The organism is Nocardiopsis sp. RV163, assembly GCF_001029525.1.
GTDB classification, from domain to species: Bacteria; Actinomycetota; Actinomycetes; order Streptosporangiales; family Streptosporangiaceae; genus Nocardiopsis; species Nocardiopsis dassonvillei.
The window spans coordinates 12860-35121 of record NZ_LEKI01000044.1; the positions used below are offsets into that span (position 1 = coordinate 12860).

21 protein-coding genes, 1 tRNA gene and 1 pseudogene are annotated in these 22262 nt (G+C 73.0%); 13 read left to right on the forward strand and 10 right to left on the reverse strand.

Annotation, left to right across the window (positions count from 1 at the left end):
- The first annotated feature begins 51 nt into the window (after nucleotides 1-51).
- Nucleotides 52-125 (forward strand) — tRNA-Val (locus tag ABD54_RS10640).
- 219 nt (nucleotides 126-344) lie between these two features.
- Here the strand turns inward: ABD54_RS10640 and ABD54_RS10645 are convergent.
- Entirely contained in the window at nucleotides 345-650 is a 306-nt protein-coding gene (locus tag ABD54_RS10645; RefSeq protein WP_047869288.1) for a PGPGW domain-containing protein, read from the reverse strand.
- A 551-nt stretch (nucleotides 651-1201) separates the two neighbouring features.
- Here ABD54_RS10645 and thrS point away from each other — a divergent pair.
- Nucleotides 1202-3175 (forward strand): threonine--tRNA ligase, encoded by a 1974-nt coding sequence (gene thrS, locus ABD54_RS10650; protein ID WP_047869289.1) that lies wholly within the window; start codon nucleotides 1202-1204, stop codon nucleotides 3173-3175.
- A 125-nt stretch (nucleotides 3176-3300) separates the two neighbouring features.
- On the opposite strand, the gene ABD54_RS28545 is transcribed toward thrS, so the two are convergent.
- From ABD54_RS28545 to ABD54_RS10670, 5 genes are all read right to left on the reverse strand, one after another.
- Complete coding sequence (locus ABD54_RS28545) at nucleotides 3301-3462, reverse strand: hypothetical protein (RefSeq protein WP_200904088.1); 162 nt, start codon at nucleotides 3460-3462, stop codon at nucleotides 3301-3303.
- 92 nt (nucleotides 3463-3554) lie between these two features.
- Nucleotides 3555-4199 carry a hypothetical protein gene (locus tag ABD54_RS10655; protein ID WP_047869290.1) on the reverse strand — a complete coding sequence of 215 codons (645 nt, stop codon included), beginning with the start codon at nucleotides 4197-4199 and terminating at the stop codon, nucleotides 3555-3557.
- A 550-nt stretch (nucleotides 4200-4749) separates the two neighbouring features.
- Entirely contained in the window at nucleotides 4750-5907 is a 1158-nt protein-coding gene (locus ABD54_RS10660) for an acyl-CoA dehydrogenase family protein (protein WP_047869291.1), read from the reverse strand.
- The gene (locus ABD54_RS10665) at nucleotides 5904-8012 is read right to left on the reverse strand and encodes a biotin carboxylase N-terminal domain-containing protein (RefSeq protein WP_047869292.1); all 2109 of its coding nucleotides are present in this window, start codon (nucleotides 8010-8012) and stop codon (nucleotides 5904-5906) included. The genes ABD54_RS10660 and ABD54_RS10665 overlap by 4 nt, the downstream gene beginning before the upstream one ends.
- Before the next feature lie 7 nt (nucleotides 8013-8019).
- A complete protein-coding gene (locus ABD54_RS10670) occupies nucleotides 8020-9630 on the reverse strand; it encodes a carboxyl transferase domain-containing protein (RefSeq protein ID WP_047869293.1) in 1611 nt (536 codons plus the stop codon).
- A 126-nt stretch (nucleotides 9631-9756) separates the two neighbouring features.
- Here ABD54_RS10670 and ABD54_RS10675 point away from each other — a divergent pair, with 126 nt between their 5' ends.
- From ABD54_RS10675 to ABD54_RS10690, 4 genes are all read left to right on the forward strand, one after another.
- The gene (locus ABD54_RS10675) at nucleotides 9757-10341 is read left to right on the forward strand and encodes a TetR/AcrR family transcriptional regulator (RefSeq protein ID WP_047869294.1); all 585 of its coding nucleotides are present in this window, start codon (nucleotides 9757-9759) and stop codon (nucleotides 10339-10341) included.
- 168 nt (nucleotides 10342-10509) lie between these two features.
- Nucleotides 10510-11109 (forward strand): sulfite oxidase-like oxidoreductase, encoded by a 600-nt coding sequence (locus tag ABD54_RS10680; RefSeq protein ID WP_047869295.1) that lies wholly within the window; start codon nucleotides 10510-10512, stop codon nucleotides 11107-11109.
- Nucleotides 11109-11843, forward strand: a complete 735-nt coding sequence (locus tag ABD54_RS10685) for a ferredoxin reductase (RefSeq protein WP_047869296.1) — start codon at nucleotides 11109-11111, stop codon at nucleotides 11841-11843. The genes ABD54_RS10680 and ABD54_RS10685 overlap by 1 nt, the downstream gene beginning before the upstream one ends.
- Nucleotides 11840-12109 (forward strand): DUF6510 family protein, encoded by a 270-nt coding sequence (locus ABD54_RS10690; protein WP_047869297.1) that lies wholly within the window; start codon nucleotides 11840-11842, stop codon nucleotides 12107-12109. The genes ABD54_RS10685 and ABD54_RS10690 overlap by 4 nt, the downstream gene beginning before the upstream one ends.
- A gap of 49 nt (nucleotides 12110-12158) precedes the next feature.
- On the opposite strand, the gene ABD54_RS10695 is transcribed toward ABD54_RS10690, so the two are convergent.
- A complete protein-coding gene (locus ABD54_RS10695) occupies nucleotides 12159-12410 on the reverse strand; it encodes a hypothetical protein (protein ID WP_047869298.1) in 252 nt (83 codons plus the stop codon).
- 301 nt (nucleotides 12411-12711) lie between these two features.
- Between ABD54_RS10695 and ABD54_RS10700 the strand changes: the two genes are divergently transcribed.
- On the forward strand, nucleotides 12712-14088 hold the full coding sequence (locus ABD54_RS10700) for an NAD(P)/FAD-dependent oxidoreductase (protein ID WP_047869299.1): 1377 nt from the start codon (nucleotides 12712-12714) through the stop codon (nucleotides 14086-14088).
- Nucleotides 14089-14177: 89 nt separating this feature from the next.
- Here ABD54_RS10700 and ABD54_RS10705 read toward each other — a convergent pair whose 3' ends face one another.
- On the reverse strand, nucleotides 14178-14468 hold the full coding sequence (locus tag ABD54_RS10705; RefSeq protein WP_047869300.1) for a metal-sensitive transcriptional regulator: 291 nt from the start codon (nucleotides 14466-14468) through the stop codon (nucleotides 14178-14180).
- A gap of 289 nt (nucleotides 14469-14757) precedes the next feature.
- Here ABD54_RS10705 and ABD54_RS10710 point away from each other — a divergent pair, with 289 nt between their 5' ends.
- The 5 genes from ABD54_RS10710 to ABD54_RS10730 all read left to right on the forward strand — a co-directional run bounded on the left by ABD54_RS10710 (nucleotide 14758) and on the right by ABD54_RS10730 (nucleotide 20286).
- Nucleotides 14758-15003 carry a DUF2630 family protein gene (locus tag ABD54_RS10710; RefSeq protein ID WP_047869301.1) on the forward strand — a complete coding sequence of 82 codons (246 nt, stop codon included), beginning with the start codon at nucleotides 14758-14760 and terminating at the stop codon, nucleotides 15001-15003.
- A gap of 114 nt (nucleotides 15004-15117) precedes the next feature.
- A complete protein-coding gene (locus ABD54_RS10715; protein ID WP_047869302.1) occupies nucleotides 15118-15813 on the forward strand; it encodes a DUF4126 domain-containing protein in 696 nt (231 codons plus the stop codon).
- An 84-nt stretch (nucleotides 15814-15897) separates the two neighbouring features.
- The gene (locus tag ABD54_RS10720) at nucleotides 15898-16572 is read left to right on the forward strand and encodes an HAD family hydrolase (protein ID WP_047869303.1); all 675 of its coding nucleotides are present in this window, start codon (nucleotides 15898-15900) and stop codon (nucleotides 16570-16572) included.
- A gap of 321 nt (nucleotides 16573-16893) precedes the next feature.
- Nucleotides 16894-18897, forward strand: coding sequence for an acetoacetate--CoA ligase (locus ABD54_RS10725; RefSeq protein WP_047869304.1), 2004 nt, complete (start codon nucleotides 16894-16896; stop codon nucleotides 18895-18897).
- Nucleotides 18898-18984: 87 nt separating this feature from the next.
- Nucleotides 18985-20286 (forward strand): heparan-alpha-glucosaminide N-acetyltransferase domain-containing protein, encoded by a 1302-nt coding sequence (locus ABD54_RS10730; RefSeq protein WP_047869305.1) that lies wholly within the window; start codon nucleotides 18985-18987, stop codon nucleotides 20284-20286.
- Here ABD54_RS10730 and ABD54_RS10735 read toward each other — a convergent pair.
- A complete protein-coding gene (locus ABD54_RS10735; protein ID WP_047869306.1) occupies nucleotides 20264-20950 on the reverse strand; it encodes a hypothetical protein in 687 nt (228 codons plus the stop codon). The genes ABD54_RS10730 and ABD54_RS10735 overlap by 23 nt on opposite strands.
- 59 nt (nucleotides 20951-21009) lie before the next feature.
- Entirely contained in the window at nucleotides 21010-21594 is a 585-nt protein-coding gene (locus tag ABD54_RS10740) for an N-acetyltransferase (RefSeq protein ID WP_047869307.1), read from the reverse strand.
- A gap of 410 nt (nucleotides 21595-22004) precedes the next feature.
- Between ABD54_RS10740 and ABD54_RS10745 the strand changes: the two are divergent.
- A pseudogene (locus ABD54_RS10745) lies at nucleotides 22005-22262 on the forward strand (deoxyribose-phosphate aldolase); the annotation flags it as partial.

The following is a 22262-nucleotide window of genomic DNA, read 5'->3' on the forward strand; positions in this document are numbered from 1 at the left end:
ACGTGCGCTAGAGTCTTACTTGTCCGGCCGACAGGGCGGGCAGGAAGCTCAGGGCGATTAGCTCAGTTGGCTAGAGCGCGTCGTTCACACCGACGAGGTCACTGGTTCGAGTCCAGTATCGCCCACACGGCTCTGAGACGGTCCCACCCGGGGGTAGGTAGCCCGGTGGGACCGTTTTCGTCTGTGCGGGGCGCCGTCCCGTTCGCGCCGGGCTTCGTTCCTCCGGCGCCGGGTCCCGCCTCGTTCACACAGGTGCTCCGGCGCAGTCGGCTGGGGTCGGACCCCCTCGCCTCCGGCGCCCGCGCGCCGTCACCGCCCGCCGGGGCCCGGCCTGCTTCAGGGGGCTAGTCGGACGGGGTGTCCGGCAGGGGGCGTCCGCGCCGCACCGCCCTGCGCGCGCGCAGGCGCCGGAGGAACTCCTCCTTCAGGCGCATCCCGTACCGCTCGGCGCGGTGGAACCACACCTGGGCGGGGCGCACCACCTTCTGCGCCCACCGGAACTCGGTGCTGAGGATGACCAGCCCCAGGATGACCGAGGCCAGGCCCGGGCCCGGGGCGACCATCATCACCAGCCCGGCCAGGATCACGACGACGCCGACGGTCCCCACGAGCACGCTCCAGGGCAGGCGCAGCGCGGGGTGCGTGTGCATGCGCCGGCGGAAGAGGCGCAGCCGCGCCCGCGTCCGCCGCCACCTGCGCGCGCGGGTGCGGCGGGTGGGGGATGTCTCCGGGGCCGGCGGGTCATTGGTGGGGCTCGGTGACATGCGCTCACAGTATTCGGTCGAAGCGAGTGGATGCATTCGGGTCGACTGGGGGCGATGGCCAGGACATCTGTTGATTCTCACCGATCCTGACAACGGGATCAATGGCCTTTCGTAAGGGTGTGGACAGTCCCACGAAAGGTGACGTTCCATGACAGATCAGTCCCTGTCTGGTCCCCTGCCCCTCCTGTGGGCGGTTCACGCGGGTACGCCCCGAAGAGTCCGAATACCTGACCGAATCCCCGGCCGGACCCCGGGTCCGCGGCGCCCGAATCCCACCGTCCCACCACGTCCTCCGGGTCGCCAGGGCGGTCGCGCGGCCTGTGGACAACCGGGGCGGCCCCGCCCCGAAGCCGCTAGCATCGGGAGGGAGTACACGCCCGGCCGCGCACAGCGGCCGGTCCGCGTTCGACATCATCCACGTCTTCCTAGGAGTCACCGTGTCCGCCGCGCCTGAGCTGCACATCACCCTCGCCGGAACCCCGCGTGCGGTGGCGGCGAACACTACGGCGGGCCAGGCTCTGGAGGCCGACGGCAGGACCGTCATCGCCGCGCTGGTCAACGGCGAGCCGCGCGACCTCGCCCGGGAGCTGCGCGAGGGCGACACCGTCGAGCCGATCGCCGTCGACTCCGAGGAGGGGCGGGCGATCCTGCGCCACTCCACCGCGCACGTGCTGGCCCAGGCCGTCCAGGAGCTCTTCCCCGAGGCCAAGCTGGGTATCGGCCCGCCCGTGGAGAACGGCTTCTACTACGACTTCGACGTCGCCGAGCCCTTCACCCCGGCGGACCTGAAGAGCATCGAGAAGAAGATGCAGCAGATCGTCAAGCAGGGGCAGCGCTTCGACCGCCGGGTCGTCTCGGACGAGGAGGCCCGCGCCGAGCTGGCCACCGAGCCCTACAAACTGGAGCTGATCGGGCTCAAGGGCGGCGCCACCGAGGCCGCCGAGGGCGCCGGTGTGGAGGTGGGCGCCGGTGAGCTCACCATCTACGACAACGTCCACCCGCGCACCGGCGAGCTGTGCTGGAAGGACCTGTGCCGCGGGCCGCACCTGCCCACCACCCGCGTCATCCCGGCGTTCAAGCTCATGCGCACAGCCGCCGCCTACTGGCGCGGCAAGGAGACCAACCCGCAGCTGCAGCGCGTCTACGGCACCGCCTGGGAGAGCAAGGAGGCCCTCAAGGACCACCTGACCTTCCTGGAGGAGGCCGAGAAGCGCGACCACCGCAAGCTCGGCTCCGAGCTGGACCTGTTCTCCATCCCGGACGAGATCGGCTCGGGCCTGGCGGTCTTCCACCCCAAGGGCGGCACCGTCCGCCGGGTCATGGAGGACTACTCGCGGCGGCGGCACGAGGAGAGCGGGTACGAGTTCGTCTACACCCCGCACGCCACCAAGAGCACCCTGTTCGAGAAGTCCCAGCACCTGAGCTGGTACGCGGACGGTATGTACCCCCCCATGCAGCTCGACGGCGGCCAGGACTACTACCTCAAGCCGATGAACTGCCCGATGCACAACCTGATCTTCGACGCGCGCGGGCGCTCCTACCGTGAGCTGCCGCTGCGCCTGTTCGAGTTCGGCACCGTGTACCGGTACGAGAAGTCGGGCGTGGTGCACGGGCTCACCCGGGCCCGCGGCTTCACCCAGGACGACGCGCACATCTACTGCACCAAGGAGCAGATGGCGGACGAGCTCGACTCGCTGCTGACCTTCGTGCTCGAACTGCTGCGCGACTACGGCCTGGACGACTTCTACCTGGAGCTGTCCACCAAGGACCCGGAGAAGTACGTCGGCGGCGACGAGGTCTGGGAGGAGGCCACCGAGACCCTGCGCGAGGCCGCGCAGAAGCAGGGCCTGGAACTGGTCATGGACCCGGGCGGCGCCGCCTTCTACGGCCCCAAGATCTCGGTGCAGGCCAAGGACGCCATCGGCCGCACCTGGCAGATGTCCACCATCCAGCTCGACTTCAACCTGCCCGAGCTGTTCGACCTGGAGTACACCGCGGCCGACGGCTCGCGCCAGCGCCCGGTGATGATCCACCGCGCGCTGTTCGGCTCCATCGAGCGCTTCTTCGCCGTCCTGCTGGAGCACTACGCGGGCGCGTTCCCGGCCTGGCTGGCGCCGGTGCAGGCGGTCGGCATCCCCATCGCCGACGAGCACGTGCCCTACCTGCGCGAGCTCGCCGCCAGGCTGCGCGCGGAGGGCATCCGCGTCGAGGTGGACGCCAGCGACGACCGCATGCAGAAGAAGATCCGCAACGCCCAGAAGCAGAAGGTGCCCTTCATGCTGCTGGCCGGTGACGAGGACGTCAGCAGGAACGCGGTGTCCTTCCGCTACCGGGACGGCTCGCAGAACAACGGGGTGCCGCTGGACGAGGCGGTGGCCGAGGTCGTCGCCGCCGTCCGCGAGCGCCGCTAGGCAGCGTTCTTCGGGCCCTCGAAGGAGGGGAACCTTCTGCGCCTACGGAACCCCGTGGGCGTCCGCACCGTACACGAGGGGAGCGCCCATCCGGGGTGACCGGGTGGGCGCTCCGCCGTCTCGGCTCAGCGCCGGTCTCCGGGCGCCTGCGACTCCTCGTCGTCGCGGAACAGGTCCGCACGGGAGATGCGAGCGGTCGCGTTGGGGTCCGGGGTGTTGGTCTCCTCCTCGTCGTCGCGGAACAGGTCCGCGCGCGAGATGCGGTGCGTCGCGTTGGGGTCACTCATGAGGGCGGTACTCCTTGTCGCTACGGGGGCAGGGCGAATTTTATCCGCCTCACGGAGCGGGGCCGGATGCCCGGACGTGCGCGTAAGGCCGCTCAACGGCCGGGGGCGCGCCGTTTCCAGGCCTCGGCGGGGACCCGCTCCACGAGGGCGATCAGGTAGTCGGCGGCGGTCACGGCCCGGTCGGGATCCAGCCGCATGGCCGCCCACGTGAGGACGTAGTCCCCGCTGAAGCGTACGGGAAGGGACCGGGACCGGGGATCGGTCAGCAGCCACTCGGTGACCACGTTGTCGAGCACGGCCCCGGTGAAAGCGGGGTCGTTGCCCGTCGCGTGGAAGGCTCCGGCGAAGTCGTCGTCGGAGGCGTCCGGGTCGCGCCTGCGCAGTATCTGCAGTTCGGCGTTGGGTCCAGGGGTGCGCACGGCCACCACGCGGTGGACGCGGCGGACCCGCTCCGCGCCCCTGCCCGCCGTGTGGGTCTGCTCGAAGGCGACGACCAGGTGCTGGCCCCGGCGGCCGGTGAGCACGTGCTGTGCGCGCGGGTGCGGCCCGAGGGCGGCACGGGGGAGCACGGCGTCCCCCAACGGACCGGGGAGCTGTTCGGTGTAGGCCCACCCGCGTTCACGCGCCCATCCGCGCAGTTCGGTGGAGCGTTCCTTGCGGAAGTGCGCGGCGACCGCGATCGTGCCGGCCGACATGACGACGGCGACCAGCGCGATCACAGACAGGGCGCCTTCCATGTCTCCTCCGGCTGGGGGGATGTGAGGTGGCCGTGGGCCGCGAACAGCCCATCCTGAGCGGGTCGGGTCGGGAAAGCCGGGGACCCGCGCTGGCCGTACGGGTCCATTCTGTGTTGATTTCGGGTGCTTGTCACCCCTTGTTGTTGTTCTTCGGTGACGCTGGGAGTTCGCGGCCTCGCGGTGTACCCCGCGGTCTACCCGGAACGGGCGCGGCGTCACCGTTACCCCGCGTCCCCGTCCGGTCACCACCTGCGCGAACGCCTTCCTCCGCGCGGCTCGGGGGGCGCTCCTTCGCCTGCCGCGCCGCCCTTCCCGCCCCCGCGGCCCCGACGGTGCGAGGTCATGCGTCGGACACGGAGGGTGAGGACTGTCCGGAACCGGCCACCGTTCGCCCCGACCGTGCCGCAGCCGCTCCACGCACGTCAGCCGCCGACGCGGCGCTCCGCTCGGGTCCTCGGCGTGCCAGCACCCGGCCCGGGCCCCGCCAGGCCGTACGCCGCCGACCGGACCCGGGCGTGAGGGCGCACGCGCCCGGGTCCGCGGACGGGCTCTAGGCGGGCAGGCCCAGCTCGCGGGCGATGAGCATCTTCTGCACCTCGCTTGTACCCTCTCCCACCTCCAGGATCTTGGCGTCCCGGTAGAAGCGGCCCACGGGGTAGTCGTTCATGAACCCGTACCCGCCGAACACCTGCGTGGCGTCCCGCGCGTTGTCCATGGCCGCGTTGGAGGCCACCAGCTTGGCGACCGCCGCCTCCTTCTTGAAGGGCTCGCCCGCCAGCATGCGCGAGGCCGCGTCGTAGTAGGCCAGCCGCGCGGTGTGCGCACGCGCCTCCATCTCCGCGATCTTGAACTGGATCGCCTGGTAGCTGCCGATCGCGTTGCCGAAGGCGTGCCGCTCGTGGGCGTAGCGCACGCTCTCGTCCACGCAGCCCTGCGCCAGACCCACAGACAGCGCCGCGATGGCGATGCGGCCCTCGTCCAGGATCCGCAGGAACTGGGCGTACCCGCGCCCGCGCTCGCCGACCAGGTTCGCCTCGGGCACCCGGCAGTCCTCGAAGACCAGCTCGTTGGTGTCGGAGGCGTTCCACCCCACCTTGGAGTACTTCTGGCCCACGGAGAAGCCCGGTGTGCCCGCGGGCACCAGGATCGATGAGATCTCCGGGCGCCCGTCCTCCCGGCGCCCCGTCACAGCGGTGACGGTCACCAGCGCGGTGATATCGGTGCCCGAGTTGGTGATGAAGGACTTGCTCCCGTTGATCACCCACTGGCCGTCCTCCAGGCGGGCCGTGGTCCTGGTGGCGCCAGCGTCGGACCCGCCGTCGGGCTCGGTCAGTCCGAACGCGCCCAGCGCCTCACCCGAGGTCAGCCGCGGCAGGTACGCCTTCCTCTGGTCCTCGGTGCCGAACCGGAAGATCGGCATCGCGCCCAGCGACACCCCGGCCTCCAGGGTGATCGCCACCGAGGAGTCCACCCGGGCCAGCTCCTCCAGGGCCAGGCACAGGGCGAAGTAGTCGCCGCCCATGCCCCCGTGCTCCTCGGGGAAGGGCAGCCCGAACAGGCCCATCCGGCCCATCTTGGCGACGATCTCGTACGGGAAGGCCTCCCGCTCGTAGTAGTCGCCGATGACCGGGGCGACCTCGCCGCGGGCGAACTCCTGCACGGCGGCCCGCAGGTCGGCGTGCTCGGTCGAGAGCTGGTGACGGTTCATGCGTGCGACTCCTCGCTGGTGGCGGGGGAGGGAGCGTCCGACGCGGTGTCGGCGGACGCGTTCGGGACGGGTTCGACGGTGACGAGGACGGCGTCCATGGGCACGGACGCGCCGGGGCGCACCGCCACGGCCGCGACGGTCCCGTCGACGGGTGAGGTGACGGAGTGCTCCATCTTCATGGCCTCCACGACGGCGAGCGGGCTGCCCGCGCTCACCGCCTGCCCCACCCGCACGGCGACGGAGAGCACCGTGCCGGGCATGGGGCTGCGCACGGTCCCGTCGGCGGCGGCGTCGTCCTCGCGCAGCGCGGCCGCGACGGGCTCCTCGTGCAGGCTCCAGGCGGCGCCGCCCGCGCCCAGCCAGCGGTGCGCGGTGCCGGGGTCGTCGGCGCGCGCGTAGGTGCGGGTGGCGCGGCCGTCGGTGACCGTGAGCCGGGTGCCGTCGGCGGAGCGTCGGGCCCCGAACGCGACGGGTTCCCCCTCCGCCACACTCACCAGGTAGCGCCCCGGCTCCCCGTCGCGGCGCACCCGGACCGCGACGGCTTCGCGCCCGGAGAGCCGCAGCCGCCACGGGGTCCAGGCGGGGCCGCCCATCCGCCAGCCGTCCGGCACGGCGAAGCGGTCGGCGCCCGGTTCCGTCTCCAGGTCGATCTGGTGGTCCAGGGCCGCGGCCGCGTACACCTCGTCGAGGGTGCGCTCGGGAGCCGGTGCGGGCGGGTCGGAGGCGATGAGGTCGGTGCTCAGGTCCCCGGCGACCACACGCGGGTGCCGCAGCAGACGGCGCAGGTAGGCGGTGTTGGTCACGCAGCCCAGCAACTGGTAGGAGCCCAGCGCGGAGTCCATCCGGTTCAGGGCCTCGGCGCGGTCCGCACCCCAGGTGATCACCTTGGCGAGCATCGGGTCGAAGTCCGAGGTGATCCGCCCGCCCTGGGCGATGCCCGAGTCCACCCGGACCTCGTACCCCCGGGGTTCGGCGAGGGACAGGATCGGCCCGCCGGTGGGCAGGAAGCCGCGGTCGGCGTCCTCGGCGTAGATACGCGACTCCACCGCGTGCCCGATCCAGGACACGTCGGACTGGGCGAAGGGCAGGGTCTCCCCGTAGGCCACCCGCACCTGGAGTTCGACCAGGTCCACTCCGCGCTCGCCGCGCACCGCGACGATCTCCTCGGTGACCGGGTGCTCGACCTGAAGGCGGGTGTTCATCTCCAGGAACGAGAACGACAGGTCGCCGCCCGGACCCGCCTCGGCGATGAACTCCACAGTGCCCGCGCCCACGTATCCGCACGAGCGGGCGGCGGCCACGGCGGCCTCGCCCATGGTGGCGCGCTGGGCGCCGGTGAGCAGCGGGGAGGGCGCCTCCTCCACCACCTTCTGGTGGCGGCGCTGGAGGCTGCACTCGCGCTCGCCCAGGTGCAGGACGTTGCCGTGGGAGTCGGCCATGACCTGCACCTCGATGTGGCGGGGCCGCTCCACCAGCCGCTCCACCAAGAGGGTGGAGTCGCCGAAGGAGGCCAGCGCCTCGCGCCGGGCGGCCGCCGCACCGGCCACCAGGTCGTCGGGTGAGCGCACGGAGCGCATGCCCTTGCCGCCGCCCCCGGCGGAGGGCTTGATGAGCAGCGGGTAGCCGGTCTCCTCGGCGGCGCGCAGGAGTTCGTCGTCGCCCAGGGGCTGCCCGGGCTTCTCGGTGAACCCGCCCAGGACGGGCACGCCCGCGGCGGCCACGGTGTCCTTGGCGCGGATCTTGTCGCCCATGGCCTCGATCGCGGTGGCCGGGGGGCCGATGAAGACCAGCCCGGCTTCGGTGCAGGCGCGCGCGAAGCCGGCGTTCTCGGACAGGAAGCCGTAGCCGGGGTGCACGCCGGTGGCGCCGCAGTCCAGGGCCAGGGCGACGATCGCGTCGGCGTCCAGGTAGTGCTCCACCCGCAGTGCCAGGTCGGCGGCGAGGGTGTGCGGGGCGTTCGCGTCGGCGTCGGTGTACACGGTGGCCGGACTGATGCCCATGCGGCGCAGGGTGCGCATGACGCGCAGCGCGATCTCGCCCCGGTTGGCGACCATGATGCGCGCGGGCCCGCGGACGCCGGGGTTCGTGCGTGGCGTTGTGGTCAAGGGTTCCTCACATCCGGAAGACGCCGTAGCCCACCGGCTCCAGCGGGGCGTGGCGGGCGGCGGACAGGGCCATGGCGAGCACGTCGCGGGTGTCGGCGGGGTCGATGACGCCGTCGTCCCACAGCCGCGCGGTGGAGTAGTAGGGGCTGCCCTGCTCCTCGTACTGGTCGCGCACGGGGGCCTTGAAGGCCTCCTCGTCCTCGGCGGACCACTCCCGCCCGCGCGCGGTCAGCTGGTCGCGGCGGACGGTGGAGAGCACCGAGGCGGCCTGCTCGCCGCCCATCACCGAGATGCGCGCGTTGGGCCACATCCACAGGAACCGGGGGGAGTAGGCCCGCCCGCACATGCTGTAGTTGCCCGCGCCGAAGGAACCGCCCACGACCACCGTGAACTTGGGGACGCGGGCGCAGGCCACGGCGGTGACCATCTTCGCTCCGTGCTTGGCGATGCCGCCCGCCTCGTAGTCCCGCCCGACCATGAACCCTGAGATGTTCTGGAGGAAGACCAGCGGCACGCCGCGCCGGTCGCACAGCTCGATGAAGTGGGCGCCCTTGAGGGCGGACTCGGCGAACAGGATGCCGTTGTTGGCGACGATCCCGACCGGGTGGCCGTGCAGGTGCGCGAACCCGGTGACCAGGGTCGTGCCGTACTCGGCCTTGAACTCGGTGAACTCGCTGCCGTCCACGATCCGGCCGATGACCTCGCGCACGTCGTAGGGGGTGCGCGTGTCGGCGGGCACCACCCCGTACAGCTCCCCGGGGTCCAGCGCCGGGGGACGGGGCTCGCGCACCTCCCACGCGGGCGGTTCGGGCGGGCCCAGGGTGTCGGCGATGCGCCGTACGAGGGTGAGGGCGTGCGCGTCGTCGTCGGCCAGGTGGTCGGTGACCCCCGACACCCGCGAGTGCAGGTCGCCGCCGCCCAGCTCCTCGGCGGTGACGACCTCTCCGGTCGCCGCCTTGACCAGCGGTGGGCCGCCCAGGAAGATCGTGCCCTGTTCCCGCACGATGACCGCCTCGTCGCTCATCGCCGGGACGTAGGCGCCGCCCGCCGTGCACGAGCCCAGCACCGCGGCGATCTGCGGGATGCCCATCCGCGACATGGTGGCCTGGTTGTAGAAGATCCGGCCGAAGTGCTCGCGGTCGGGGAAGACGTCGTCCTGCATGGGCAGGAACGCGCCCCCGGAGTCGGCGAGGTAGACGCACGGAAGCCGGTTGTGCAGCGCCACCTCCTGGGCGCGCAGGTGCTTCTTGACGGTCATGGGGTAGTAGCTGCCGCCCTTGACGGTGGCGTCGTTGGCGACCACTACCGTCGGGCGGCCCATGACCCGGCCCACGCCCGCGATCATCCCGGCGCCGGGAGCGTCCTGCCCGTCCGCGCCGTAGAGCCCGTACGCGGCCAGGGGGGCGATCTCAAGGAAGGGGGAGCCGGGGTCCAGGAGGAGGTCGACGCGGTCGCGCGGCAGGAGTTTGCCCCGCTCGACGTGGCGTGTCCGGGTCCTCTCAGGGCCGCCCAGGGACGCGGTGGCGATCCGCTCGCGCAGCTCCAGGGCGAGGGCGCGGTTCGCCGCGTCGTTGGCGGCGAACGCGGGCCCGGCGGTGTCCACCGCCGTGCCGAGCACAGATGCCCTGCTCATGGTGTCCTCTCGTGGAGGGGTGTTAATGCTCACTAACATCTGGGATGTTAGTGACTACTAACATGGGTGTCCAGGGCCCGGCGCGACACCGGGGGAGGGGAAGGAGGCCGGATGGGGGGCAGGTCCGCGGGCGAGCGGCGCGCGGCGCTCCTGGGCGCGGCGGCGCGGCTCTTCGCCGAGCGCGGCTACCGGGGTGTGTCCATCGACGACCTCGGCCGCGCCGTCGGCACGACCGGGCCCGCCCTGTACCGCCACTTCCGCGGCAAGCAGGAGCTGCTCGGCGCGGTGCTGGTCGACGTCAGCGAACGCCTGGCGCTCCGGGGCGGCGAGCTGGTGGCGCGGGCGTCGGGCGCCGAGGAGGCGCTGGAGGCCCTGCTGCGCGGGCACATCGCCTTCGCTCTGGACGAGCCCGACCTGATCACGGTGCACGACCGGGAGCTGGGCAACCTCACCGACGCGGACCGGCGCCGGGTGCGCCGCCTCCAACGCGGCTACGTCGAGCAGTGGGTGGGGGTGCTGGGCGAGTTGCGCCCCGACGCCTCGGCCACCGTCCTGCGTGCCGCCGTGCACGCCGTGTTCGGTCTGCTCAACTCCACCCCGCACAGCCGGGGCGAGCTGTCGCGGCGGCACATGGCGGGGCTGCTGCTGGAGATGGGCCGGGCTGCCCTGACCGTCCCCGCCGCCGAGCCCGACTGAGCGTTCGCCCCGAGCCCGTTCCGGCCGCCGTTCTCCAGGGCGCCTCCGGTACCGGGTGCCCCGCCCGTCGTGCCCCGCGGGCCCTTCCCGGGATTTGGCGCCGGTCATGCCCTGCGCTGACCCGCCGCCGGGTAGACAGGGCGCCAGGCACCGGAGAGGAGGAGCGCCATGAACGTGGTGAGCAGGGGTTTCCAGGGGCGCAGGGGAGGCGACCCCTCACGTGTGCCCCCGGGGCAGTACGAGACCCACGACTTCCCCGTGCTGTCGGCCGGTCCCACACCGCACGTGGACACGGCCGAATGGACCTTCGCGATCGCCGACGAGGCGGGCGGCACCCGTTCCTGGACGTGGGACGAGTTCCTGGACCTGCCCCAGGAGCGGCCCCGCGTGGACATCCACTGCGTCACCCGCTGGTCCAAACTCGACACCGACTGGGCGGGCGTGAGCGTGGACACCCTCCTGGAGGACGTGGAGACCGCGGCGGAGTACGCCCTGGCGGTCAGCCACGGCGGCTACACCGCCAACCTGCCGCTCCAGGACCTCACCGACGGCCGGGCCTGGGTGGTGCACAGCTTCGGCGGGGAACCGCTGGCCCCCGAGCACGGCGGCCCCGCCCGGCTGCTGGTCCCGCACCTGTACTTCTGGAAGTCGGCCAAGTGGGTGCGCGGGCTGCGGCTGATCGAGGAGGACGAGCCCGGGTTCTGGGAGCAGGCCGGGTACCACGACTACGGCGATCCGTGGCGCGAACAGCGCTACCAGGGCGACTGATGGCGGCCTGGCGGCCCGCCGAGCTGGTGGCCGACCGACGGGAGACCGCGAGCGCCAGGACCCTGGTCCTGGAGGTGCCGGGGTGGCCCGGGCACCGGCCGGGCCAGCACGTGGACGTGCGCCTGACCGCAGAGGACGGCTACACCGCCCAGCGCGGCTACTCGATCGCCTCGGCCGCGGACGGCGAGCGCGTCGAGCTGACCGTGCAGCGGGTGGCGGGCGGGGAGGTCTCCCCCTACCTGGTGGACGTGTTCGCGCCGGGCGACCGGGTGGAGGTCCGCGGCCCGCTGGGCGGCTGGTTCGTGTGGGACGCCGCGTCGCCCGACCCGGCGGTCCTGGTGGGCGGCGGTTCGGGCGTGGTCCCGCTGATGGCGATGGTGCGCGAGCGGCGCCGGACGGGCGGCCGGGCCCTGTTCCGGGTGCTGTACTCGCTGCGCACCCCCGAGGACCGTTACTACCGGGGCGAGCTGGGCGCGCACAGGCAGGGCGACGGAGGGGTCGACGTGTTCCTGGCCTACACGCGCCGCGCGCCCGAGGGCGCGCTCCGGGGACCGGGGCGGCTGGGCGTGGCCGAACTCAACACGCACGGCTTCCCCGCAGAGTTCGCGCCGGTGTGCTTCGTGTGCGGGCCCACCGGCTTCGTGGAGACGGTGGCCGACGCCCTGGTCGCGCTGGGGCACGATCCCCGGCGGGTGCGTACCGAGCGTTTCGGCTCGGGGGGAGGCGGCGGATGAGGGAACCGGAGCACCTGGACGCCAACGTGCTGGCCGGACCGCTTTCGGAGATCATGTCCGTGGACCTGACCTCGGCCGAGCGCCGCTGCTCGGTGTGCGGGGCGTGCGGGACCTTCGCCGAGCTGTACGTGACGACGGACGGGCCCGGTCTGGTGGCGAGCTGCCCGCGGTGCCGGACCCTGGTCCTGCGGCTGGTGCGCACACCCGACAGCGTGTGGCTGGACCTGGGCGGCACCGGGGTCGTCCGGATCCGGCTCGGGCCCTGACGGGGGCCGGGGCGGGCCCGCGGGCCCGCCCCGGCACCACGTCCGCGTCCTACACGCCGCCCGTGTCCGTGCCCTGCTCCGCCGGAGCCGCCGGGGCCTCCTCAGCGGTGGTCCCCGGTGTTCCGTTGACCTCCGGCGGGTCGGTGTTCTCCCCGAAGACCCCGTCGAAGAGGAAACCGAGCACTCCCCCGGGACGCGAGTCGTCCTGGTCCGCGGCGGCGGCCGTGGCGGCCCCCGTACCGGCGACGGTCAGCCCGGCGGCCAGTACCGCTGCGGCGGTGATCCTGGTGAACGTACGCATATGCGTTCACGACTCCCTTCGTTTCGAGCGTCAGTGCATTACGTGATTATCTTGTTACAGAAAGTCACGAAAATCACGAACTCCCGCGCACGGGTGTTTCGGTCCGGTCCGGGGAGCCGCCACGCCCTCCCCAGAGGCCGCCAACAGCGGGCAAAGTCCCCGGCAGGCCGCGGGCGGCGGCTCCGGTATCCGCCGACCCGGCCATACATTGGCCGCGGTCTTGTGGGTAGTGCTGCGTCCAACGGTCCAACGGACGCACTCAGCCGTCCCGCCCCACGACACGTCAGAAGGAGCGCTGTCTATGTCTCGGCCTCGTATCGTGGTGGTCGGCGCGGGTTTCGGTGGTCTCCACACCCTGCGCCACCTCGAACGCCGCATCCCGGCGGGCGCGGCGGACATCGCCCTCGTCGCGCCGCACGACTACATGCTCTACAGCCCCCTGCTGCCGCAGGTGGCCTCCGGGCTGCTCACACCGCAGTCGGTCGCCATGTCGGTGCACGGTCTGACCCGGCGGACCCGGTTCGTCCCCGGACACGCCGTCGGCGTGGACCCGGGGGACCGCGTGGTGGTCGTACGGCGCCCCACCGGCGAACTCGCCCCGGTCCGCTACGACCGCCTGGTCCTGGCGCCCGGCGGGGTCACCCGCGCCTTCGACATCCCCGGTCTGGCCGAGCACGCCTACGGCGCCAAGACGCTGGCCGAGGCGGTGCTCCTGCGCGACCACGTCCTGGCCCAACTGGAGCTGGCCAACGACAGCCGCGACCCGGCCGAGCGCGAGGAGCGCTGCCGCTTCGTCGTCGTCGGCGGCGGCTACACCGGCGTCGAGACCGCGGCCTCGCTCATGCGCCTGTGCCAGGAGGCGGCCAAGCGCTACCCGGACCTGCGTTCGGTGATCCGCTGGCACCTGGTGGACATCGCGCCCAAGGTGCTGCCCGAGCTCGGCGACCGCCTCGGCCGCAAGGCGCTCGACCTGCTGCGCTCCATCGGCGTCGAGGTCAAGCTCAAGGTGAGCGTGCGCGAGGTGACCGACGACAAGGTGGTGCTCACCGACGGCCGCGCCCTGCCCTGCCGCACCCTCATCTGGACGGCGGGCGTCTCGCCCAGCCCGCTCATGTCGACCCTGGACAAGCCCACCCAGAAGGGGCGCCTGGAGGTGGGCGCCGACCTGCGCGTCCCCGGACTCGACGACGTCTTCGCCGTCGGCGACGCCGCGGCGGTGCCCAACCTCTCGCACGAGGACAGCGACTACTGCCCGCCGACCGCCCAGTACGCCACGCGCCAGGCGGCCACCGTCGCCGAGAACGTGGTCTCGTCGGTCCTTGGACGCCCGATGAAGGAGTTCCGGCACCGTGACATGGGGCTGGTCGTGGACCTGAGCGGCAACGACGCGCTGGCGCGCGTCATGCAGTTGGAGCTGAGCGGACTGCCCGCGCTGGGCGTCACCCGCGGGTACCACCTGATGGCGGTGCCCTCCGCGACCGCGCGGGCGCGCATCCTGGCCAACTGGTGGATCCGCAAGGCCACCGGCGGCGACACCTCGCGCCTGGGGTTCGCCGACGGCGGGCGCCCGTCCTCGTTCGTGGCCAACGAGTCGGTCGACTACCTGGACGCGGAGACCTCCCGCCGGGAGGGCGCGCGCCTGCTGGAGAACCTGCACACGCGCTACGGCGTGCGCTGACCGGGGGCCGTCCGAACCCCGCCGTGCCCGGCCGAGCTGCCGCGACGCCCCGCCGAGGCAGCTCGGCCGGGGGAGCGGGGGCGGCGTGGTCAGGAACGGACCAGGCGGGCGATCGCCTCGGAGGCCTCGCGCACCTTCGCGTCCGCCTCCTCGCCGCCGTTGGCCACCGCGTTGGACACGCAGTGCTTGAGGTGCTCGTCGAGCATGGACAGCGCGAAGGACCGCAGCGCCTTGTTGGCCGCCGACGTCTGGGTCAGGATGTCGATGCAGTACTGGTCGTCCTCGACCATCCGCTGCAACCCCCGGATCTGGCCCTCGATACGGCGCAGCCGGTTGATGTGGCTCTGCTTGTCGTTACTGTAACCGTGGGTCGCAGCCATGCTCCCGCTTCCGTGTCGTTCCTGCTCAGATGCCATTACCATACCCCCTCGTGGTATCCAACTGCGGGGGTCGGGGACGCATTCCGCCGGTGCGCCCCCGTGGACGCGCGTCTCACCGCCAACGCGGCCGTAGTAGGAGTTTCCCAGACGAACGGGGACCGGTCGCCGCGCCCGCGGGCGCGCGTGCCGTGCGCGGGGTCGTCACCGCGCGTAAACGTCCGGTCCGCTCTGGGCAACGCGGGGGTGGGGAGCCTTGCCCGCGGCCCCGCCCCGAACCGACCATGGCGGTATGACTGACAGGGCTGAGAACGACATCATGGCCACCATCCGCGGACTGATCGACGAGGAGCACGCGCTCCGCTCCACCGCCGGAGGGCTGGACCCGCAGGAGCGCGCCCGCATCAAGCAGGTCGAGGAGGCGCTCGACCAGTGCTGGGACCTGCTCCGCCAGCGCAGAGCCCGCAGCGAGTTCGACCAGGACCCCGACCGGGCCGAACCGCGTCCGGTCTCCGAGGTCGAGAACTACCGGCAGTAGGGGGCCGAACCGAGAACCCCGCGTGCTCCGCGAGCGTCAACACGGGTACAGCGGCGCCGGGCGATGACCGCACGGCCGCACGGCGCCCCACCCCGGGAGCACAGAAGGAAGCGCATGCTCACCACACTGACCGGGCTGGGCCTGGCCTCCGCGGCCGGGCTCAACGCCTACATCCCCCTCCTCCTCGTCGGACTCCTCGCACGCTTCACCGGCCTGGTCCCGCTGGGGGAGTCCTGGCAGTGGATCGAGCACCCCGCCACCCTGGCGGTCCTCACCGTGCTGCTGGTCGTGGAGTTCGCTGCGGACAAGATCCCCGCGGTCGACAGCTTCAACGACGCCCTCCAGACCGCGGTGCGGCCCACCTCCGGCGGCATCACCTTCGGCGCGGGGGCCTCCGCGGTGGAGCTCGGCGAGATCACCGGGGCCGCCTCCGGCGCGGCCGCGGGCGGGGACGGGGTCTCCTGGTGGGCGGTGGTCGCGGGCGTGGTCGTCTCCCTGGCCTTCCACGCGGTCAAGTCCCTGGCCCGGCCCGTGGCCAACTCCGTCTCCCTGGGGTGCGCGGCCCCGGCGGCCTCCTTCCTGGAGGACGTCGTCAGCTTCGTCACCTCGCTGCTGGCCCTCCTGGTGCCCGTCCTGGTCCTCGTCGTGTTCCCGCTCATGGTGGCGGCCGGCGTGTGGGCGGTCCGGCGCGGGCGGCGGCTGCGCCGGGAGCGCCGCGAGGCGCGGGGCGCCGGGCCGCGGGGGACGGACACGGGCGCGCCCGCCGGCGCGGAGGGCGGGAGCCCGGCGGGGGAGTCCCGCCCGGGGTGAGGCGCCCCGGCGGGCGCGGGAGCCGGGCCGGGGTGGCGCACGACGCATTCCCCGACCGGGACCGGTGCCCGTAAAGTGCGGTCAATGGCTGAGACGACTTTCGACCGACACGACAGCACCCACATCGTCTGGGACTGGAACGGCACCCTCCTCAACGACAACCACGCCAACCTCGCCGCGGTGAACGCCGTGTGCGAGCTGTTCGGCCGCGACCCCGTAGAGCTGGACCACTGGCGCTCCGTCTTCCGCCGTCCCCTCATCCCCTGCTACGAGGAGCTCCTCGGCCGGGCCTTCGAGGAGGGCGAGTGGGAACGGGCCGAGAGGCACTACGACAGCAGCTACCAGGAGCTGCTGCCCTCCTGCGAACTCACCGCGGGCGTCCCCGACGTCCTGCGGGAGTGGACCCGCGGCGGCGGCACCCAGTCCCTGCTGTCCATGGCCTCCCACGAACACCTGGTGCCCCTGATCAAGGAGCGCGGCCTGACCGGGCACTTCACCCGGGTGGACGGCCGCCGTTTCCAGACCGAGCACGACTCCAAGGCCGAGCACCTGGTGCGCCACCTCGAACACCAGGGCATCGACCCGGCCCGGGTCGTGCTGATCGGCGACATCGACGACGACGCCCGCGCCGCCCGCGAGGCCGGGGCCCGCTCCATCCTCGTCACCAGCGGCCTGATGTCCCGCGTCCGCCTGGAGGCCACCGGCTCCCCTGTGGTCGACTCCCCGGCGGCCGCGGTGGCCGCGCTGCGCGGCGACTGAGGCGACCGCCGGGCCCGGTGGGGCCCCGCGCTTCGGGGTCGAGCCCGCGGAAGAGGCGGCAAAGATCCGGTCACCGGCTCTCCCGCCCCCTCCGGTCCCTGTCAACGGGTGCCGCCCACGCCCGCGCGGCCGCCCGGCGGTGGGTCCCGCACACAGGTCCCCTCCCGCAGGTGACCTGCGCACTCGACGCGCCCACCGGCCCCCGTCACCCCGGGGGCCGGGCCGTGGCCGCCGACATGGGGTGTTGTTAGATGGGTCTCACAGCGACACACGGCCGGCGACACGCCGTGCGGAACACAGTGCTAATGGGAAGGCGGGCCAATGACGGAGAACAGCGTGCCCCGGGTGCTCTGGAAGCCCGACGAGGAGAGGGCCGCGTCCTCCAACATCGTCGCGTTCGCCCGATGGGCCGAGCGGGAGAAGGGGGTCCGGGCCTTCGGCGACGCCTCCGCCGCGTCCTTCGACTACGACTCCCTGTGGCGCTGGTCGGTCACCGACGTCGACGGCTTCTGGGAGTCGGTCTGGGAGTACTACGGCGTGCGCTCGGAGACCCCCTACGAACGGGTCCTGGGCGAGCGCTCCATGCCCGGGGCCGAGTGGTTCCCCGGTGCCACCCTCAACTACGCCCGGCACATCTTCGAGGACCGCGACGACGACCGCGTGGCCATCCGCCACGCCACCGAGCTGCGCGGCCTCGGCGAGTGGACCTGGGGCGAACTGCGCCGCCGCACCGCCGCCATCGCCGCCGGACTGCGCGAGCTGGGGGTGGGCCCCGGCGACCGCGTCGTGGCCTACCTGCCCAACCTGCCCGAGACCGTCGCCGCCTTCTACGCCGCGGCCTCCCTGGGCGCCGTGTGGTCCTCCTGCTCCCCGGACTTCGGCGTACGCAGCGTCATCGACCGCTTCGCCCAGATCGAGCCCAAGGTCCTGCTCGCCGTGGACGGCTACCGCTACGGGGGCAAGGACTTCGACCGCCGCCCCGTCGTGGAGGAGCTGCGCGCGGCCCTGCCCACCGTCGAGCACACCGTCCTGCTCGACTACCTCCACCCCGGGGAGTCCCCCGACGGCACCCTGCCCTGGGGTCGGCTGGAGGAGTCCGGGGCCGGGGCCGAGCTGGAGTTCGCCTCCGTCCCCTTCGACCACCCCCTGTGGGTGCTCTACTCCTCGGGCACCACCGGCCTGCCCAAGGCCATCGTCCACGGGCACGGCGGCATCCTGCTCGAACAGCTCAAGAACCTCCACCTGCACCTGGACGCCCGGGAGCACGACCGGGTCTTCTGGTTCACCACCACCGGCTGGATGATGTGGAACTTCCTGGTCAGCGTGCTGCTGACGAAGGCCTCCATCGTCCTGTACGACGGCAGCCCCGCGGCCCCCGACCTGGGAGCGCTGTGGGACCTCGCAGCCGAGGCCGGGGTCACCGTATTCGGCACCAGCGCCGGGTTCCTCTCCTCCTGCATGAAGGAGGGCGTCCACCCCCGCCGGGGCCGCGACCTGTCCGCGCTCAAGGCCATCGGTTCCACCGGATCGCCGCTCAGCCCCGAGGCCTTCTCCTGGGTCTACGAGGAGTTCGGCGAGGACCTGTGGCTGTTCTCCACCTCCGGCGGCACCGACGTGTGCAGCTGCCTGGTCGGCGGCACCCCGACCCTGCCCGTCCACGAGGGCGAGATCCAGTCCCGGGCCCTGGGCATGGCCGTGGCCTCCTGGGACCCCGACGGCAGGGAGCTGGTCAACGAGGTCGGCGAACTCGTCGTCACCGAGCCCGCCCCTTCCATGCCGCTGTTCCTGTGGGGCGACGACAGCGGCGAGCGGCTGCGCGAGAGCTACTTCTCCGTCTACCCGGGCGTCTGGCGGCACGGCGACTGGATCGCGATCACCGACCGCGGCACCGCGGTCATCTACGGCCGCTCCGACTCCACCATCAACCGCGGCGGCGTGCGCATGGGCACCAGCGAGATCTACCGCGCGGTCCTGGCCCTGGACGAGGTCGTCGACGCGCTGGTCGTGGACGTGCCCCAGGCCGACGGCTCCTCCCGGATCGAGCTGTTCACCGTGCTGCGGGAGGGTGCCGACCTGGAGGGCGACCTGCCGCGGGAGATCGCCCGCCGCATCCGCACCGACTGCTCGCCCCGCCACGTACCCGACCGCGTCCGCGTCATCGGCGCGGTGCCCCGGACCCTGTCGGGCAAGGTCCTGGAGGTGCCGGTCAAGCGCATCCTCATGGGGGAGCGGCCGGAGCGGGTCGCCAGCCGCGACTCGCTGGCCAACCCCGAGGCGCTCGACTTCTTCAGCACCCTGGCCGGGGAGCGGGAGAGCACCGGCTGACGGCGACCGCGCCGGGGCACGTGGCCGGTGGCGGCCACGTGCCCCGGCCCGTTGTCGCCGCGCGGGCGACGGCATAGCCTGACGGGCGTGACACGGAACCAGTCCGGTGAGACCTCCGCCGCCCCCGCGGGCCCGTCCCCGGGCCGTGGCCGGATCGACGGCATCGACGCCGCACGCGCCCTCGCGGTGTTCGGGATGTTCGTCGTCCACCTCGGAGTGGAGTCCATGGGGCTGCTGTCGCCCGAGGGCTACGCCTGGGACGTGCACGGCGTCGTGCGCGGCAACTCCTCGGCGCTCTTCGCCCTCCTGGCGGGGACCTCCCTGGCCATGATGACCGGGCGCACCGACCCGGTCGGCGGCGACCGCCTGCGCGGGGCCGCGGTGCGCATCCTCACCCGCGCGGCGCTCATCGGCGTGCTGGGCCTGGCGCTGGACCTCATGGGGGTCCCGGTCGCCATCATCCTGACCTACTACGCGGGCTTCTTCGTGTTGGCCCTGCCCCTGGTCAAGCTGCGCTCGGGCGCGCTGTGGACGGTGGCGGGCACCCTGGCCCTGCTCGGCCCGCCGCTCTCGTTCCTGCTGCGCGACAACGTCTTCCCGCCTTCGCCGCGCACGTCCTCGTTGTCCTCGCTCAGCGAGTTCCTCCTGACCGGCTACTATCCGGCGATCACCTTCATGGCCTTCGTGACCGCGGGGATGGCCCTGGGGCGGCTGGACCTGGCCGCCGCCGCGGTGCGGCTGCGCCTGCTGGCCTCCGGCGCGGCCCTGCTCCTGCTCGGCCACCTAGGCTCCTGGGCCCTGCTCGAACCGATGGGCGGCATGGACCGCCTGGTGCGGGCCAGCGGCCCCGGCCTGACCGGCCTGCCCTCCGGGGAGGTGACCGACGAGGCTACGGCGGCCCTGGTGCGCGCCGCGGTGGTCGAGGAGACGCAGTCGCTCTCGGGCCAGGTGCCCACCGACTCCTGGTGGTGGCTGGCGGTCGGCACGCCCCACACCGGCACCACCTTCGAGATCGCCGAGGCGGTCGGCCAGGGACTCGTGGTGCTGGTGGTGTGCATGTTCCTGTGCGACCGCTTCCGGGTCCTCATGTACCCGCTGACCTCGGTCGGCCGGATGCCGCTCACCGTCTACACCGGGCACATCCTGGCCCTGGCGATGGTCATCGCCGCCTCCGGCGGGATCGGCTGGCACCGGCCGTGGCTGCTGGAGGGCTTCGTCCTGGGGGCACTGGTCTTGGCCACCCTGTGGCGGCTCACGGCGGGCAGGGGACCGGCCGAACTCCTCCTCGGGGAGGCCGCCGACGGCATGGTCGCCCTGGTGGAGGAACGAAGATCCGCCACCGCCGAGGGAGGCACTCCCGGCCGTCCTAGCGACGGTCCCCCCGCGTGATTTTGGCCGAGGTGCGGTCTCGGTGGGCCAGGGAGTCGGTGGTGGTCCGCGCGTTCTGTCGCATGAGCCTGCGCGCGTCGTCGGCCGCCGACCGCGCGACGGCCGGACTGGCCACGGGGCGCTGCGCGACCTCGGCGTCCTCGGGCAGGCCGATGTCCATGGGCAGGCCCGCCCGGCTGATCACCCGCAGTTGGGCGTCCTCCTGCGACTTGGAGGGCCGGATGTCGCCGTCGGGGGTGCGCCACGCCTTCAGGCGGGCGTGCAGCCAGTCGGTGCCCTGGTAGTCGGGGCCGTTCGGCCACGGCGCGCCGTCGGGGCGGTGCCCCAGCGCGTGCAGCGCGTCGGCGACGGTCCACCCGGCGGAGAAGAAGCGCGCGGTCTCGTCGCGCAGCGCGCGAAAGTCCACGCGGCGCAGGGACGCCTCCTCGCGGCGCAGCGTCTCGCAGGCGTCGTGCACGTCCCGGGGGGTGTGCCGGGCGCGGTGCAGGGGGTCGGCCTCGGGCCTGCGCAGCAGGGAGTCGTCCACCGTCACGATCACCTCGCCGCGGCGGTTGTCCCAGACGCTGACCTCCTCGCGCGCCCATCCCTGGGACTCGGCCAGGGCCACCGCCATCCTGCGCAGGTCGACCCGATCGTCGTCGCTGCTGATCCGGAACTCCGCCATGTGCCCAGCCTAGACGAGCCCTCTCCCCGGACCGGATCGCGCCGGACCTCCGGCCCCGCTCAGTACCGCTGCACCGGGCGGACCATCACCAACTGCGGTGCCCCCGCCGCGTCCACGAAGCGGCGGCCGGTGAAGACGAACCCTGCGCGCGCGTAGACACGGGCCGCCGCGTGGTTGGCCTCGTCCACGCACAGCACCAGCTCGACCGCCCGCGGCGCCACCTGCGCGGCCAACCGGTCCAGCAGCGGAGGGGAGCACACGCTCCGCCCCACGCCCCGGTTCTGCCAGGCGGTGGTGACGTAGAAGGCGCGCAGCAGCACCGCCCGCGCCGGGTCGGGGACCAGGTCGCGCGCGTGCACGGCCCGGTCCAGCACGCCGAAGCCCGCGCAGGCCGCCCGCGCCCCGGCGGCGTCGGCGACGGCTCCCGGACCGACGACGGCGAAGGGCGTGCGCGCCGGGTCGGCGTCGGCGGCGGGCAGGGTGGTCACCGGCAGCAGCACGTGTCCGCGCTGACCGGGCGGCAGGCGGTGGCGCAGCACGGCCAGCCGCAACAGGTCCGCCTCCGGTGTGACCCGGTCCAGCCGTACCAGGCGCACCCGCTCAGCCCCGCCCCCGCGTGGCCCGCTCCGCTCTCCGGCCGACATCACCGCTCCCGTCGCCTCGGGGTCCGCTCCTCCGGCTCCCGGGCCCGGCGGTGCGGGCAGGGGGGAGGATTCGGGCCAGTCTCGCATCTCGCCCAGGTGCGAAAAGGGAGTGGTCCGGTCTAGACCGCGCGTGTCAGCCCCAGAGGCGGCAGAACGGTACGGACGCCCTCTTCCGGGGGTTCTCCGCGCCGGATTGGAGGAAATGACGGCGAGAAATCGTCGGGTGGGTTGGAGGCTCCTCCAACCTTGGGCGGCTCGATCCGGACGGGTGCTGACGGCGGCCCCACCCGGCGTTAGGGTGACTGCCTGACGGCCCGGCCTTGAGGGGAGACCTCCCCGCGCGCCGCGCCCAGAGCCCCGTTTCCGCTGGCCACAGCGGACGGGCAGGCCAGCAACCCGACGAGCTGTAGGTGCCCGTGCCCCACACCGCATTCGCGCCCGAGGCGGCGACCAACCGCGAACTCCGCGCGTTCCTGCACGGCTTCCCGGGTGTGGACGAGGTAGGCGCGCGAGCCCGCGCCCAGGACCTGTCCACCCGGTCGGTCAAGACCACCGCCAAGGCCCGGGCCATCGACCTGGCCATCTCCATGGTGGACCTGACCACCCTGGAGGGCGCCGACACCCCCGGCAAGGTCCGGGCCCTGTGCGCCAAGGCCGCCCACCCCGAC